Consider the following 14,762-nt stretch of genomic DNA (forward strand, 5'->3'; position numbering starts at 1 on the left):
AGGATTGCCATGATGTGTCTGCCTCCCGAAGTTCGCGCCGATCTCGGCCGTTTCCTTGCCACGCTGGAAGCCTCCTCCTCGATCGGGAAGGGGCGCGAGAGTGGTCTTTGCCGCCTGACCCTCACCGAGTCCGACCGCCAAATGCGGGACCTGTTCGTGCAATGGTGCCACGAGGCCGGACTTCGCGTTACCGTCGACGGCATCGGCAGCATCTTCGCGCGACGTGACGGGACCGAGGACCTGCCGCCGGTGCTGGTGGGCAGCCATCTCGACACGCAGGAGAATGGCGGCCGCTTTGACGGGATCGTCGGCGTCCTTGGCGCCTTGGAGGTGGTACGGCGGCTGAACGATCTGGGCGTCGCCACCCGCCGTCCGATCGAGATCGTCAATTGGACGAACGAGGAGGGCGCGCGCTTCTCGCCGCCGATGGTGGCTTCCGGCTGTTTCGTCGGCGACTACGCGCTCGACTGGGCGCTTGGCCTCAAGGACGCGCAGGGTACAACCATCGGGCAGGCGCTGGAGGTCATCGGCTATCGCGGGGAGGCGGCCGTAGGCGGTCGCGAAATCGATTCCTATTTCGAGCTGCACATCGAGCAGGGCGATGTACTCGATCGGACGAGCCATGAAGTTGGAATCGTCACCCACGCCTATTCCTCCCACGGCATGTTGGTCGAGTATCGTGGCGAGACCGCTCATACCGGCCCCTGGCCGATGGCCAAGCGCAAGAACGCCCTAGTCGCGGGTGCGCGGCTTCTGGTCGCCGTCGACGACCTTGGATGGCAGCATGCCGAGACCGGCGGCAAAGCCACGGCGGCTCGGCTTTCGGCCTCGCCGAACAAGGCCGGCCTCCTGTCGGATTGGGCGGAGGCCGTCTGCGACGTTCGACACGAAGATCCCGAAGTGGCAGAGCTCATGCGCATCAAGATGCTGCGTGCCGTGGGCGAGGCGGGGATCCGTGCCGGCTGCGAATATCGCGTGCTCGATCAATGGAGCTGGGGCGGCGACATCTTCGACAAGGCGATGGTGGATCATGTGCGCGATGCGGTGGAAAAACTCGGGCTTAACGGGCTGGAGCTACCCAGCCAAGCCGGTCACGACGCCTATTTCTTGGCGAAGCATGTTCCCACGGCGATGATCTTCACGCCCTGCAAGGACGGAATCACCCACAACAACAATGAGCTGGCCACGCCTGACATGTTGGAGCCGGGTCTCAACGTCTTGCTCCACGCTGTCATGGCTCGTGCCGATCGGCCCTGATCGTCTCGCGCAGGATCGACAGGAAGCTGACTTCCGCCAGTTCCAGCGGCATCGCCGGATTGGTGACGAGGTAGAGGTCGGCGCCGAGCTTCACGCCTTCCGGGCTGATACGCCAAAGCAGGCCGGCATCTAGCTCGCGCTGGGCGGAGGCGAGGGGCAGGATGCCGATGCCGATGCCGGCTTGAACCATGCGCACCACCTCGGCCAGATGAGCCGAGGTGCCGCGAATCCTCTCTCCGAGGCCGGCGCCTACGCCGAGCGCCAGCATCGGCTCCAGGGTGCCTCCCTCGTTGTAGCAGCTGAAGCTGACGAAGCTCTCATCGCGCAGATGCTCGATCGTGCAGCCTTCCCTGGCGAAGAGAGGATGCGTGACACCGCAGAAGATGCCGAATTCCTCCCGCTCGAGATGCTCGCAGTTCAGGCCGGCGATCGGCTGAGGCAAGAGGCACAGCGCCAGAGGCGCGATCTGGCGTGAGATCGCCCGTACAGCCTGCGGGCTGCTGACGGTATCGATCTGCACCATGACAGAAGGATGTCGCAGATGAAGCTGCCGAAGCGCCTGATCGAACGGCGCATAGCGCACGTCGGTGACAGCGAGGATACGCAAGGTGCCGGTGACGTCGTGCTCGACTCCAGACAGTTTCTCGCCGATGCGGGAGACGCCCCGGAAGATCTGCGCGCATTCGCCATAAAGAAGCTCACCATGCCGCGTGACCTCGAAGCGCCGGCTGGCGCGCACGATGAGGCGCCGGTCGAGGCTGTTCTCCAGCCGTTGCAGGGCTGCACTGACCGAGGGCTGGCTGATCTGGAGGCGCTGGGCGGCGCGCGTGAGGCTGCGCTCCTCGACGATGATGAAGAAAGTGCGTAGCAGGTTCCAGTCGAGCGTGTTGTGATCGAGTTTCATTTGCCTGCAGCTTATCCGGGCTTTCTCCGTCTTCAATAGCTGTCGGCCGTGCCAAGCTGGCCGGCAGTTGGTCGCGGTCCAGGAGACCGATGGGCTAGTTCTTCAACGACGACCCGCTCAGCGTCAGCGATGCGACATATCGCAAAGTGCGCCGCCGTCCAGCCGGTAATGGAGTGCGTCCTTTGGGATGGACAGAGAGGGCCTAGGCGCCCTTGTTGCGCCAGTCCCACCGAGGCGCCCGCTTCTCGAAGAAGCTTTGCATACCCTCGGCCGCTTCCTCCCATTCCCACATGTCGGCGACGCGATCGACGGTGTAGATGAAATTCTCTTCGAAGTCGTGGCGGTCAACATATCGGATCAGTCGCTTGATCTCGGTCACAGCGCGAGGTGCGCAGCGCAGGGCGAGATCGATCTCGCGTTCCACGGCTTCGCCCAGTTCGCTCTTTGCCACAGCCTTCGTCAGCAACCCGTAGCCTTCGGCTTCGGTGCCCTTGAACGGAGTGGCGTTCAGGAAGAGGCGTCGGGCATTCGCCTCGCCGATACGCCGCACGACATAGGGCGAGATCATCCCGGGAATCATGCCGATGCGCGCTTCGGTGATGGCGAAACTGGCATCGGTGAGGCCGAACGCGATGTCGCAGGTCGACACGAGACCGATGCCGCCGGCATAGGCGGAGCCGTTGATCCGGCCGATCACGAGCTTCGGGAAGGTGTCCAGCTCTCGCAACCATCGTGCGAGTTTCTGCGCCTCGCGGATTCGCTCTTCCCTTGGCTTGCCGGCCTGGCTCTGTTGATACTTGAAGTCGCCGCCGGCACAGAAGGTGTCGCCGGCGTTGGTGAGGACCAGCACGCGCACCTCCGGATCATTGTCCAGGCGGCGCAGCACGGAGCGAGCCTCGTCGTACATTTGGCCGTTCATTGCGTTGCGCACCTCCGGTCGATCAAGGGTCAAGGTCGCGACGCCGCGCGCGTCGACATCGACCTGAATGGTTTCGAACGGGCCGAGGCTGGACATCAAAATCTCTCCGGTTAAAAACAAACGTTTGTTATATCGTACGAAGATATATAACTTCGCAAGGGCATATTTGTCGGAAACGAAAATGCGTGACATTCGGCCGGACGGATTGACGGGAAGGCGCACTCGGCATAAAAACGGTCAACTGTTAGTTTAAGGCGCGTTCGGCGAGGAGAGGTTGGCATAGCGATGGCGTATGGCAGGAATTCCGAGGAGTTGCAGAGGCGCAGGCAAGTCGCGCTCGCAGGCGGCCAGGGAAAGTCGCGGGAGCGTCACCTGGCTGCGGGCAAGCTTCTGGTGCGCCAGCGCCTCGAACTCCTGTTCGATGACGGTTTCGAATTCGAGGACGGTCTGCTCGCGGCGAGCGAGACTGGCCTGCCCGCCGACGGCATCGTTACCTGTGTCGGCAAGGTCAACGGCCGCGACATCGCCGTCATCGCCAACGACGCGACAGTTAAAGCGGGGACATGGGGCCGTCAGGCGCTCCTGAAGTTCAACCGGATGCAGGATCTGGCGCGCGATATGGGGCTGCCGCTGCTCTTTCTCGTCGATTCCGCGGGTGCGCGTATCGATGAGCAGAAGACGCTCTTCCTTGGGCGCAACGGCTGGGGCAACATCTGGTACAATCAGGTGCAGGCGTCCGGCGTCATTCCGCAGGTTTGCGTGCTCTTCGGACCCTCACCGGCAGGTGCTGCCTATGTGCCGGCGCTGTGTGACCTGACGATCATGGTCGACAAGCAGGCTTCGGCCTATCTCGGTTCGCCGCGCATGGCGAAGATGACCATCTTCGAGGACGTGACCGACGAACAGATGGGCGGCGCCCGCCTGCACACCTCGGTGTCGGGAGTCGGCGACGTTCTGGTGAAGGACGATGCCGAGGGCATCGAGATGGCAAGGCGGTATCTGAGCTATCTCCCGCCGAACTGGACCGAAAAGCCCGAGACCGTGACCCCTGTGGCGCCGGTGGTGGGGGACAAGCCGATTGGCGAGATCGTACCGCACCACCAGAACGTGGCCTATGACGTGCATGAGCTGATCGACGCCCTTGTGGACGAGGGCAGCTTCTTCGAGGTGAAGGCCAACTTTGCAAAGGAGATGACGACCGGGCTGGCGCGGCTTGGCGGCCTCTCCGTCGGCATCGTGGCCAACAATTCGAAGCACAAGGGCGGCGTGCTCTTCAACGACAGCTCCGATAAGGCCGCCCGCTTCATCTGGATGTGCAACGCGTTCAATATTCCGCTGCTCTTCCTCCAGGACATCAGCGGCTACATGATCGGAAGCTCGGTCGAGAAGGCCGGCATCATCCGTCACGGAGCGAAGCTGCTTTCGGCCGTATGCGAGGCGACCGTTCCCCGCATCTGCGTGCTGGTCCGTAAGGCGTATGGCGGCGGTTATCTTGCGATGTCCGGAGCGCCCACGCATCCCGACGCGATGCTGGCTCTCCCGACTGCCATGCCCGCCCTGGTCGGGCCGGAGGCAGCCGTCAATGCAATCCACTACAACCAGATCATGGAACTGCCGGAAGCCGAGAGGGCCGCCTTCGTCGCTGCCAAGCGCGACGAGTACGCGGCAGATATCGATGTCTACAAGGCTGCAGCTGATACCTTCGCCGCCGAGGATGTCGTGGCGCCGGAATTGCTGCGAGACGATCTCGTCAAACGCTTCCGCATCTACAGCCGACGCAATGCCTCGACGATCCAGAGGCGCTCGGCAGTTCACCCCGTCTAAACAGGATGGTACCACGATGGCAAACACGATAGACGCCGTAATGGCAGGAACGCTTTTCAAGATCGAGGTCAATGTGGGCGACACGATAGACTTCGGCGATGTGGTCGCGATTCTTGAATCGATGAAGATGGAAATTCCCATCGAAGCCGATGGCGCGGGAGTGGTGGAGAAGATCCTGGTCCAGGAAGGCGACACGGTGGACGCGGGCACGCCGCTGCTAAGCTACAAGTAACGCCACCTCGGGAGGACGATGATGAGCAAGATGGGGATGACGGTCGCGTCGCATGTGGCCCACAATGCGTCGCGCTTCCCGGACAAGACGGCCCTTATCCAGGAGGGCCGCAAGCTGACCTACGCGGAACTCGACACCCGCAGCAACCGGATCGCCAACGCGCTGATCGCGCGAGGGATAAAGCCTGGGGAGCGCATCGCTGTGCTCATGGGGTCGTGCATAGAATGGGTCGTCCTCTACGTCGCCATCGGCAAGGCGGCGTGTACGGCGGTGCCGTTCAACTATCGACTCACCGCGGCGGAGATCGCCGTGGTCCTGGAGGATAGCAAATCGCGGCTGCTTTTCCTGGGCGCGGACCTTCTGCATCTGACGCCGCCGGATGGGCTGGTGCAGGACATCGTGATCGCCGACGACGCGGACATGAGCGCCTTCGTGGCCGACGCCTCCGATACGGCGCCCGGAATCGACGCGGGGCCGTCGGACATCCAGGCGATCCTCTATACCGGCGGCACGACGGGACGCTCGAAGGGCGCCATGCTGTCGCACGAGAATGTCTTCTGGAATTCGATCCACGAGGCGCTCGATACCGGCATGCACGAGGACGACAACACACTTCTTGCGACGCCGCTCCATCATGCCGCCGCGCTCAACTGTTGGCTGTTGCCCCATCTTTATCTCGGCGCGACGGCGACGATCCTGCCGAAATACTCGACGGAGGCGATGATCCGCGCCATCGAGGCCTATCGCTGCACCAACGCGTTCACGCCGCCTTCCATGGCGCGCGATATCTTCAGTCATCCACTCGCCCGGACGTCCGACCTCAGTTCCTTTCAACGGTGGTATGTCGGCGGCGCGAATCTTTCGCGCAAGGATCGCGAGGCCATGCATGCGCTGATCCCGGGCGTGCAGATCTATTACCAGTATGGACTGACTGAGGCGGGCGTTATTGTAACCGTCCTCAAGGAAAAGGACTACGAGAAGGCGCCTGGCTCGATCGGCCGCGCGTTCCTCAATTTCGATGTGCGTATCCTGCGTGAGGATCTGACGCCGGCAGACCTGGGCGAAGTCGGCGAGATTGTGGTTCGCGGACCGTCGGTCATGCAGGGCTACTTCAACAATCCCGAGGCCACGACCGCAGTGTTTCATGATGGCTGGCTGCGCACCGGCGACATGGGCGTGATGGACGAGAACGGTTTCGTCCAGTTCCACGACCGCCTCAAGGATATGGTGAAGACCGGCGGGCTCAACGTCTATTCGCAAGAGGTGGAGCAGGTGCTGCTGCGTCATCCCGCCGTTCGCGAGGCTGCGATCATCGGGCTGCCGAGCGACGCCTGGGGCGAGGAGGTGACGGCAGTGATCGTGCTGCACGACGGCGCTCCGGCGGATGCAACCGAGCTCACGGCCTTCGCCAAGAAGGAGCTGGCGGGTTACAAGGTACCCAAGCAGTTCCATATCGTCCCCTACGAGCAGATGCCGATCAACTACAGCGGGAAGATCATCAAGCGCGACCTCCGCAGGAGATTCCTGGAGGCGTGCGAAGCTGGAAGGATTGCGTCATGATCCCGGCAGGGCTTCTTCAGGGAAAGCGTGTCCTGGTTACTGGGGCCGGACAGGGCAATGGACGGGCGATAGCTGTCGGCATGGCGTGCGCCGGCGCAACGCTGGTGCTTGCCGACCTCAACAGGGAAGCATGCCTGGAGACTCTGGAGCTGGCGGGTGCCGTCGGCCAGGCGCACCGGCTCGATGTCTCCGACCGTGAAGCCTGCGTGACGCTCGCGCAGGCGCTGCTGGCCGAAGGCGCGGCGATCGATTGTCTCGTTAACAATGCCGGCATATTGCTGCGCGGCAAGTTCGACCTGGCTGAGGGGCCGGACTACTGGGACCGCACGATCTCGGTGAATGTGGGCGGAACCTATAACATGGTGCACGCCTTCCTCCCGCACCTTGTCGAGACCCAAGGCAGCATCATCAACATCGGATCGATCCAGTCATTTGTCGCGACGCCCAATTCCGCGGCCTATACCGCCAGCAAGGGAGCGGTGGTGCAGCTTACCAAGGCGCTGGCCGCCGAGTTCGCGCCGCGCGGCATACGCGTGAACGGGATCGCGCCGGGCGTCATGCGCACGCCGATGACGGTCGAGAGCCTTTCGCGGGAAAATGTCCGGACCGCGTTGCTGCGCCACATCCCCATGGCGCGCCCAGGCGAGCCGGAGGAACTCGCGGGGCCGGCCGTCTTCCTGGCCTCCGATCTGGCTTCCTATGTCACAGGCGTGATGCTGCCTGTTGATGGAGGCTATCTGAGCGTTTAGGACAGACGGTATCGTGAATTTTGCACGGATAGTTCATTGCGCACAGTTGGATCAAAGGGCGAAACCACTGAATTGATGCTGAGGCAGGCCGGTGTCCGGCTCATTGCCAAATACGGCTACGAATCCGTGAGCTTGCGAATGCTTGCGAAGGAAGTGGGTATTCAGGCGGGCTCGCTCTACAATTACATAAACAACAAACAGGAGTTTCTGTTTGATCTGCTCGCTTCGATCATCCGTGATCTCGTCGAGGAGATGACTCAGGAGCTCGACGGCCTTACCGACCCGCCGGAGCGGCTACGGGCCTTCATAAAGCGACACATCGACTTCCATACACGGCGCAAGGAAGAAGTCTTCATCGGCAATATGGAGCTGCGCAGCCTGACCGCGGAGAACTTCAAGGTGATCCAGCGGATGCGCGACGAGTACGAGGCAATCCTCGGCGGCATCATAGAGGACGGGGTAAAGGCCGGCAGGTTTCACTGTTCGGACCCGACCATCACCAAGTTGGCGATCATCACCATGCTGACGGCGATCGCCTCCTGGTACAAGCCCGAAGGGCGCCGACGCATCGACACGCTGACGGCCGAATACACCGACTTGATCTTCCTGATGCTGCGGGCAGAAAAAGCTACCTCGGAGGCCATCGTCGCGGCCTAATTCGGGGTTCTCTCGAAGAGGATCCGAGAATCGAATTCAAGAACCGTCTCGTCCTGACCGCGTGTCGTTTCCACGTGGAGTTCTACCCAACCGGCATTAGTACGTTTGTGGTGCTTCATCCGGGAAACCACCTCGATCGTTGCCTGCAGGACATCGTCGGGCACGACCGGCTTGCGCATGACGAAGCGCCGAATCTCGCCTCCGGCGATCAGCCTCGTGTACCTATATAGGTGGTCGAACAGCATTTTTTGGGTCATGCCGAAGGTGTGGATGCCGCTGGCGCAGAAAACCCCGAGCGGCGTCTCGAGCGCAAGTTGCGGGTCCACATGCATGGGCATCGGGTCGTAGCGCTTCGCGAATTCGACGATTTCCTGCGCCGTCACCAGGTAGCTGCCGAAACGCCAACTCCTGCCGATCGTGAAGTCGTCCCAATACAGCGGTTCATCGAGGCCCATCGGTTCCTCTCGTCAGGCGGCCTTGCGGAAGCGGGAGAGGCTTCCCGCATGCATCACCTTGCCGGGAAGGGCGTGGCCGAACAACTCCTCCGCCATGCGCGCGCATTCGATGAGAGCTTCGAGGTCGATGCCGGTGTCGATGCCCATCTCGTGGCACATGAAGACCAGATCCTCGGTGCAGACATTGCCGGCCGCGCCCTTGTGCTCGGCAAAGGGACAACCGCCGAGGCCCGCGACGGAGCTGTCGAACTGGTCCACGCCCATCTTCAGCGCCGCGTAGACATTTGCGACGCCGGTGCCGCGCGTGTCGTGAAGGTGCAAGCCAACTTTCATGTCCGGCCATTTCTCCCGTAGGATGCCGATGCGGCGTTCGATGTCGGCAGGGGTCGCGAAACCCACCGTGTCGGCGAGGTAGATTCCTTTTAGCGCGTAGTCGAACTCGGCGGCGAGATCGATGCTCTGTTGCACCATAGCCACGACGTTGTCCACCGGGACCTCGCCTTCGAAGCTGCATCCGAACGCCGTCATCACGTATCCCCATTCGAGCGGCACGTCGTGGCGGCGATAGGTGGCGAGCCAGCTTCTCTGCTCATCAATGGTTTGCGCAATGGTGCGGTTGGTGTTGCGGACCGAGAAGGTCTCCGACGCCGTCAGGCGTATGGAGCCCACGACATCGAGCGGCAGCGTCAGGGCTCGATCAAGACCTTTCTGGTTGAGCCACAGGCCCGTGTAGCGGACGTCGGGCCTTTTCCGGATAGCCCGCGCCACCTCGTCGGCGTCGGCCATGGTCGGAACGCGCTTGGGGTTGACGAAGGAGACGCAATCGATCTGCCTTACACCCGTTTCCGCAAGGGCCTCTATGAACCGCACCTTGTCTGCGACGGACAGGTTCACCGGCTCGATCTGAATACCCTCCCTGGGACCTTCTTCGTGGATATGGACGTGGCGTGGAAGATCGGTCATCGTACCTCTCAACGGAATGGGGCACTTTTAATTACGAACATTTGTTTTTATAATTGAGTTCATGTGGCCGCTCAACGGGAATCTGGCCGGCGCCGTGAAACAATTTTCGAAGGAGAAATCGATGTCCATCGAAACAACGATCGGCGAAGGGATCGCGAGGGTTGTCATCAACCGGCCGGAAAAGCGCAATGCGGTGGATGTCGAGACGCACGAAGCCCTGCGCGCGCTCTGGCCTCGTCTGGAAAGCGACCCAGGCGTGCGCGTCATCATTTTGACCGGGAGCGGCAGGGACGCCTTCTGCGCCGGCGCTGATATCCGCTCTTTTTTGCCTTATCTCAGGGAAAGGATAGCTGCCGGCGAGGACCCTGGAGATTTCTGCGGACTGACCCATCGCGCCCTCGCCAAGCCGGTGGTCGCTGCGATCAACGGCGCATCGTTCGGCGGCGGCCTCGAACTGGCACTGGCCGCCGACATTCGTATCGCGGCCGATCATGCGACCTTCGGCCTTCCGGAAGTCCGCATCGGCGCGATTGCCGGCGCTGGTGGCGTCACCCGCCTGCCGAGGGCTATTCCGACTGCCGTCGCGCGCGACATGATCCTGACGGGCAGGCCGATCTCCGCCGCGCGAGCCCATCAGCTCGGACTCGTATCCGAAATAGTGCCGTTCGAGGCCTTGCATGCTACGGCAGATGACATCGCGCGGCTGGTCGCGCGAAATTCCCCGAAGGCTATCGCTCTAAGCCGCGAGGTGATGGACCGAACGGACGGCCTGGCGCTGGACAAGGCACTGGATATCGAGCGGGAAGCCTTCAGGCGGTCCACGAAAAGCGAGGATTTCGGGATCGGCATCGCAAGCTTCACCGCGGGCGAAAAGCCCGAATTTTCCGGTCGCTGATTGGGAGACGCGAGCCATGGCATTACGCAAGCCCCTGAACCACGAACGAACGATCAGCTATCGCAGCTTCGAGCGCGACGACGGCTTGTTCGAAATCGAAGGAACCCTGAAGGACGCGAAGGGCTACGACTATCGTGACAGAGAACGCGGAATGTTGCCGCCCGGCAGTCCGGTACACGACATTTTCGCGATGCTCACGATCGATGTAGATATGTGGGTGCGTGATTTCAGCTATGAGCTGCGTGCGACGCCGTTCGGCTACTGCCAAGGCGCAGTCGATCCGACGCGGCTCATCGGCGCTTCCATTCGTCGTTCGTGGCGCAGGTCCCTGACAGAAGCATTCGGACCGCTGGGCGGATGCACGCATTTGCGCGAACTGGTTTTCGGCATGGGAACGGTCGCGTTCCAGACGATCTCCGCTTTGCGCGACCAGCGCATGTTCGGGGCTGGCGCCAATGACGCGCACCGAGCGGAGGAGCCGTTTTTCATCGGCAGGTGCCACTCATGGTCCCGCGAGGGTCCTATCGTGGAGCGCTACATGCCGCAATTCCATCGCAAGCCCGGAGGCGGGGGCGGGGAGACCGCCTGAGGACGGTTCATACGCGAGCGTTCCGATTCTTGCGCGGCTAATTATCCGAGCAGGCTGCCGTTGTCGGCTCCAACCGAGGGAGCCGGCAGGGAAGTGTCGCTTCTGCGCAGGCAGGCCGGGATCGGCACATCGATCGCCGTGAGTTCCTGGCCGGCGGGCGTAGTCACTCTGCCCGCGAACAGGCCGGCGGCATGGAAATGCTGGTTCCCGAGCGCCTCGTCCATCGACGCGACGATCGTGCAGCAGCAGTCGTCACCCAGCACGGAAAGCCAGGCGCCCGCCGGTCGGTCGGCTATTCGCTTCGCGATCGCCGCACGGGTTGCCAGCGGGTCTGCCCCGTCGTTGCGCAGTGGATCGGGCAGGCCGATGCGATCACAGAAGACGGCCCAGAAACGGTCCTCGAGCGGGGCCGCCGCTATGAAACGCCCATCGGCGGCGCGGTAGAGCGCGTAACGCGGTGATCCTCCGGACAGGAGCGAAGCTGCCGGACCGGGCGCTCGGCCTGACACCGCCATCTCAGCAATCGCCCAATACTGCATGGGAAAGAGGTTCGCGCTCATGGAGATGTCGAGGTGGATGCCTCCCCCCGATCGGTCCCGCCGCCGCAACGCCATGAGGATGCTCATGACGGCCGGGTAGCTGCCGCCTGCTATGTCGGCGAACGTAGTAGGCGGCACGACCGGCATGCCCTGCGTGTCGCCTGCAAGCGACAGCAGGCCGGTCTCTGCGCAGTAGTTGAGGTCGTGGCCGGCCTTCATCCTGTCCGGTCCGGTCTGTCCGTAGCCGGTGATGGAACAGTAGATGATAGCGGGATTAATGGCGCACATAGCCTCGTAGCCGAGCCCCAGCCTGTCCATCACACCGGGCCGGAACTGTTCGACGACCACATCCGCCTCGCGAATCAACGGTTCCAGTCTTGCTACCGCGTCGGGAGACTTCAGGTCGAGCGCCACCGACCTCTTGCCGCGGTTGAGCATGGCGAAGCCAAGGTTTTCACCTTCTTTCATCGGCGGGAACAGGCGCAGTTCGTCGCCGGTGCCCGGTCGTTCCACCTTGATCACCGTGGCCCCGGCTTCGGCCAGAATCAGTGAGGCGAGGGGCCCGGGCAGATGGAAGCTGAAATCCAGGACCCTTACATCGTCGAGCGGAAGCATCGCTGTCTTGGCCGGTGCTAAACGAGGGAGTCGAGGTTTTCCTCGACGAAGCGGGTGTGCAGCCTGTCGGCAATGAAGTCAGGATGCTCGATCAGCTTGCCGAGAAAGGGCAGGTTGGACTGTATGCCCTCGATGCGCGTCCGCGCGACCGCGTCCTGCAGTCTCGTGATCGCTTCGTCGCGGTCGTTCCCGTGCGCGATGATCTTCATCACCAGGCTGTCGTAGAAGGGCGTGACCGCGTCGCCCGTTTCGAAGCCCGAATCGAACCTCACTCCCTCGATTTCCGGCAGTTCGATGAGGTCCAGAGGTCCTGGCGAGGGCACGAAGTGCTTAGCGGGATTTTCGGCACACACGCGAAGTTCGATCGAATGGCCCTGTGCCTTGATCTCGCCTTGCGTCAGTTCGCCTCTCAGGTCCTCGCCCATGGCAAGGCGAAGCTGCAAGGCGACGAGATCGAGACCGGTGACCATTTCCGTCACGGGATGTTCGACCTGCAGCCTCGTATTCATCTCCATGAAGTAGTAGTTCCCAGTCTCGTCGTCATAGAGGAATTCGACCGTGCCTGCTCCCTTGTATCGGGTCGAACGAGCCAGCCTGAGCGCCGATTCCAGCATGCCTTCGGCGGCCGCCGGAGCCAACCGTGCCGGACAGGCCTCTTCCAGGATCTTCTGATATCGTCGCTGCGCGGAGCACTCGCGCAGGAAAAGGTGCACCGCGCCGGCACTTCCCAGCCCGAAGACCTGCACCTCTATGTGGCGTGCTCGTCGTATCAGCTTCTCCAGATACACCGCTTGATCTGAGAAGGCGCGTCCGGCCTGGGCCGAGGTGCTCTTGACCGCGGCGACCAGTTTCGACGCATCGGCGACCGGACGCAGCCCGATACCCCCGCCGCCGCCGGCGGCTTTGACAAGCAAGGGAAAGCCGAGCGTGGCGCCCGCCGCCTCGATGGCAGCGTCGTCCTCAGGGTCTAGCTTGTCGCTGCCGGGAAGCACCGGCACGCCGGCTGCAACCGCGGCGGCGCGAGCTTGATGCTTGTCGCCCATTTGGCGGATCGTGCCAGCGTCAGGCCCGACGAACACGATTCCGGCGGATTCGCACGCTTCGGCAAAGGCTGTGTTCTCCGAAAGGAAGCCATAGCCGGGATGGATCGCCGCGACCCCGGCCTTGCGCGCGACGTCCAGGATCCTGGCTGCGTCGAGATAGCTTTCGGTCGCTCGCGAGCCGCCGATATGGTGGGCTTCGTCGGCCAGACGGACATGGCGCGCCGTGGCGTCGGCGTCGGAATAGACGGCGAGGGCGGTCAGCCCTAGGCTCTTGATGCTCCGGATAATCCGGCAGGCGATTTCGCCCCGGTTTGCGACGAGGATCTTGGTGGTCATCTCTACTCTCAGAAGGAACGGGGAAAGCTGAGCCAGCGCTCGCCGATCATGTTGAGCGCCATGTTCTGGTTGAGCGGGGCGAAGGAATAGAGCCGCGCGTCCCGATAATATCTCTGGATGGGAAGGTTGGTGTCGAAGCCGGCACCGGCGAAGATCTCCATCCCGGTGTCGGTGCATTGTACTGCGGCCTTGGCCGAAGCCCATTTAGCCATGGAGCTCACGACGTCGGTGGGCCTTCCCTCGGCATCGCTGCGAGCCGCCTCGAGCGTGAGCAACCACGCGGATTCGATGGCGATGCCGGCCGTGGCGATCTGGTGCTGGACGGCCTGGAACTGCCCCAGCGCCTTGCCGAAAGCCTGGCGTTCCAGCGCGTACTGCCTAGTGACCTCGAGCGCTCCGCGTCCTATCCCGACTGCCACCGCCGCGGCGTTCATGCGCTCGCCGTTGAGCGTGGCGACGACCTGGCTGAAGCCCCGGTCGACTTCGCCGAGAACGGCGTCCGCCGGCAGCCGGACATTGTCGAGCGCCAGTTCGTTGGTGTCGTAGCCGTTGATCGCGAAGGTAGGCACCTCGTGAGCCGTAACGCCTTCGGCACGGGTGGGCACGAGGAACATGGTGATGCCGCGGCTGCGGTGCTCGCCGGTGCGGGCGAGCACGATCATGATATCGCTCGTCGACGCCCCGCTGATCCACATCTTGTTGCCGCTCAGGACCCAGCCGTCCCCCTCTCGGACCGCGCGCGTCTTCATCGCGGCAAGGATGTCCGTGCCGCCGCCGGCCTCGGTAAGGCAGAAGGAGGCCTTGATCGTTCCGGCGGCCAGTGGCCCGAGATACCGGACCTTCTGCTCCGCGGTGCCGTTCTCGCGCAGGAGCCGCGTGATCATGTAGTGCACGACCATGAACACGGCCATCGAGGTCGCCTTCCGGCCGAGCACCTCCAGCGCGACCACCTGTTCTAGCGCGTGTCCGCCGCCGCCGCTGTGTTCCTCGGGAACACCTAGGCCCATGACGCCCAATTCGGCGAGCGCCCGATGCAGCTCGGCGTCGAACTCCTTGGCGTTGTCCAGCTTCTGCACCCGGGCAACGGGCGAGACGCGGTCGATCGTGCCTTCCAGCGCGGCACGGAACATTTCCAATTCTTCCGAAAGCTTTGCGATCTGCGGCAGCACGGGCCGTTCTCCCTGATGGAATCCGAGGCGAGCGAGATAGCACGCATCAGTTGACA

Annotated in this window: 15 protein-coding genes; 8 read left to right on the forward strand and 7 right to left on the reverse strand. The window is 62.8% G+C overall.

Translation table 11 applies throughout. From position 1 onward, the window contains the following. Positions 1-9: 9 nt before the first annotated feature. A complete protein-coding gene (locus ACCO56_RS15770) occupies positions 10-1,257 on the forward strand; it encodes a Zn-dependent hydrolase (protein ID WP_433641727.1) in 1,248 nt (415 codons plus the stop codon). On the opposite strand, the gene ACCO56_RS15775 is transcribed toward ACCO56_RS15770, so the two are convergent. Together ACCO56_RS15775 and ACCO56_RS15780 are read right to left on the reverse strand one after the other, a co-directional pair. Continuing rightward, positions 1,232-2,161: a LysR family transcriptional regulator gene (locus ACCO56_RS15775; RefSeq protein WP_433641728.1), complete on the reverse strand. Its 930-nt coding sequence runs from the start codon at positions 2,159-2,161 to the stop codon at positions 1,232-1,234. The two genes, ACCO56_RS15770 and ACCO56_RS15775, sit on opposite strands and share 26 nt — an antisense overlap. 202 nt (positions 2,162-2,363) lie before the next feature. Further along, positions 2,364-3,176: an enoyl-CoA hydratase-related protein gene (locus ACCO56_RS15780; protein WP_433641729.1), complete on the reverse strand. Its 813-nt coding sequence runs from the start codon at positions 3,174-3,176 to the stop codon at positions 2,364-2,366. A 189-nt stretch (positions 3,177-3,365) separates the two neighbouring features. Between ACCO56_RS15780 and ACCO56_RS15785 the strand changes: the two genes are divergently transcribed. The 5 genes from ACCO56_RS15785 to ACCO56_RS15805 are packed head-to-tail and all read left to right on the forward strand — an operon-like array spanning position 3,366 to position 8,102. Further along, positions 3,366-4,904, forward strand: coding sequence for an acyl-CoA carboxylase subunit beta (locus tag ACCO56_RS15785; protein WP_433641730.1), 1,539 nt, complete (start codon positions 3,366-3,368; stop codon positions 4,902-4,904). A gap of 16 nt (positions 4,905-4,920) precedes the next feature. Then, positions 4,921-5,136: an acetyl-CoA carboxylase biotin carboxyl carrier protein subunit gene (locus ACCO56_RS15790; RefSeq protein WP_433641731.1), complete on the forward strand. Its 216-nt coding sequence runs from the start codon at positions 4,921-4,923 to the stop codon at positions 5,134-5,136. Positions 5,137-5,154: 18 nt separating this feature from the next. After that, positions 5,155-6,696, forward strand: a complete 1,542-nt coding sequence (locus ACCO56_RS15795) for a class I adenylate-forming enzyme family protein (RefSeq protein WP_433641732.1) — start codon at positions 5,155-5,157, stop codon at positions 6,694-6,696. Continuing rightward, positions 6,693-7,445 (forward strand): SDR family NAD(P)-dependent oxidoreductase, encoded by a 753-nt coding sequence (locus ACCO56_RS15800; protein WP_433641733.1) that lies wholly within the window; start codon positions 6,693-6,695, stop codon positions 7,443-7,445. The genes ACCO56_RS15795 and ACCO56_RS15800 overlap by 4 nt, the downstream gene beginning before the upstream one ends. Positions 7,446-7,481: 36 nt before the next feature. Further along, positions 7,482-8,102, forward strand: coding sequence for a TetR/AcrR family transcriptional regulator (locus tag ACCO56_RS15805; protein WP_433641734.1), 621 nt, complete (start codon positions 7,482-7,484; stop codon positions 8,100-8,102). On the opposite strand, the gene ACCO56_RS15810 is transcribed toward ACCO56_RS15805, so the two are convergent. Both ACCO56_RS15810 and ACCO56_RS15815 read right to left on the reverse strand, forming a co-directional pair. Continuing rightward, positions 8,099-8,557, reverse strand: coding sequence for a MaoC/PaaZ C-terminal domain-containing protein (locus ACCO56_RS15810; RefSeq protein WP_433641735.1), 459 nt, complete (start codon positions 8,555-8,557; stop codon positions 8,099-8,101). The two genes, ACCO56_RS15805 and ACCO56_RS15810, sit on opposite strands and share 4 nt — an antisense overlap. Positions 8,558-8,569: 12 nt before the next feature. Then, on the reverse strand, positions 8,570-9,520 hold the full coding sequence (locus ACCO56_RS15815) for a hydroxymethylglutaryl-CoA lyase (protein ID WP_433641737.1): 951 nt from the start codon (positions 9,518-9,520) through the stop codon (positions 8,570-8,572). A gap of 121 nt (positions 9,521-9,641) precedes the next feature. Between ACCO56_RS15815 and ACCO56_RS15820 the strand changes: the two genes are divergently transcribed. Together ACCO56_RS15820 and ACCO56_RS15825 are read left to right on the forward strand one after the other, a co-directional pair. Beyond that, a complete protein-coding gene (locus ACCO56_RS15820; RefSeq protein WP_433641738.1) occupies positions 9,642-10,415 on the forward strand; it encodes an enoyl-CoA hydratase/isomerase family protein in 774 nt (257 codons plus the stop codon). 16 nt (positions 10,416-10,431) lie between these two features. Continuing rightward, positions 10,432-11,004, forward strand: a complete 573-nt coding sequence (locus ACCO56_RS15825; RefSeq protein WP_433641739.1) for a DUF2889 domain-containing protein — start codon at positions 10,432-10,434, stop codon at positions 11,002-11,004. A 41-nt stretch (positions 11,005-11,045) separates the two neighbouring features. Here ACCO56_RS15825 and ACCO56_RS15830 read toward each other — a convergent pair whose 3' ends face one another. The 3 genes from ACCO56_RS15830 to ACCO56_RS15840 are packed head-to-tail and all read right to left on the reverse strand — an operon-like array spanning position 11,046 to position 14,706. After that, positions 11,046-12,158: a CaiB/BaiF CoA transferase family protein gene (locus ACCO56_RS15830; protein ID WP_433641740.1), complete on the reverse strand. Its 1,113-nt coding sequence runs from the start codon at positions 12,156-12,158 to the stop codon at positions 11,046-11,048. Between the two features lie 17 nt (positions 12,159-12,175). Beyond that, positions 12,176-13,537: an acetyl-CoA carboxylase biotin carboxylase subunit gene (locus ACCO56_RS15835; RefSeq protein ID WP_433641741.1), complete on the reverse strand. Its 1,362-nt coding sequence runs from the start codon at positions 13,535-13,537 to the stop codon at positions 12,176-12,178. Positions 13,538-13,545: 8 nt separating this feature from the next. After that, positions 13,546-14,706, reverse strand: a complete 1,161-nt coding sequence (locus ACCO56_RS15840) for an acyl-CoA dehydrogenase family protein (protein ID WP_433641742.1) — start codon at positions 14,704-14,706, stop codon at positions 13,546-13,548. Positions 14,707-14,762: the final 56 nt, after the last annotated feature.

The organism is Mesorhizobium sp. 1B3, from assembly GCF_050958605.1.
GTDB lineage: Bacteria > Pseudomonadota > Alphaproteobacteria > Rhizobiales > Rhizobiaceae.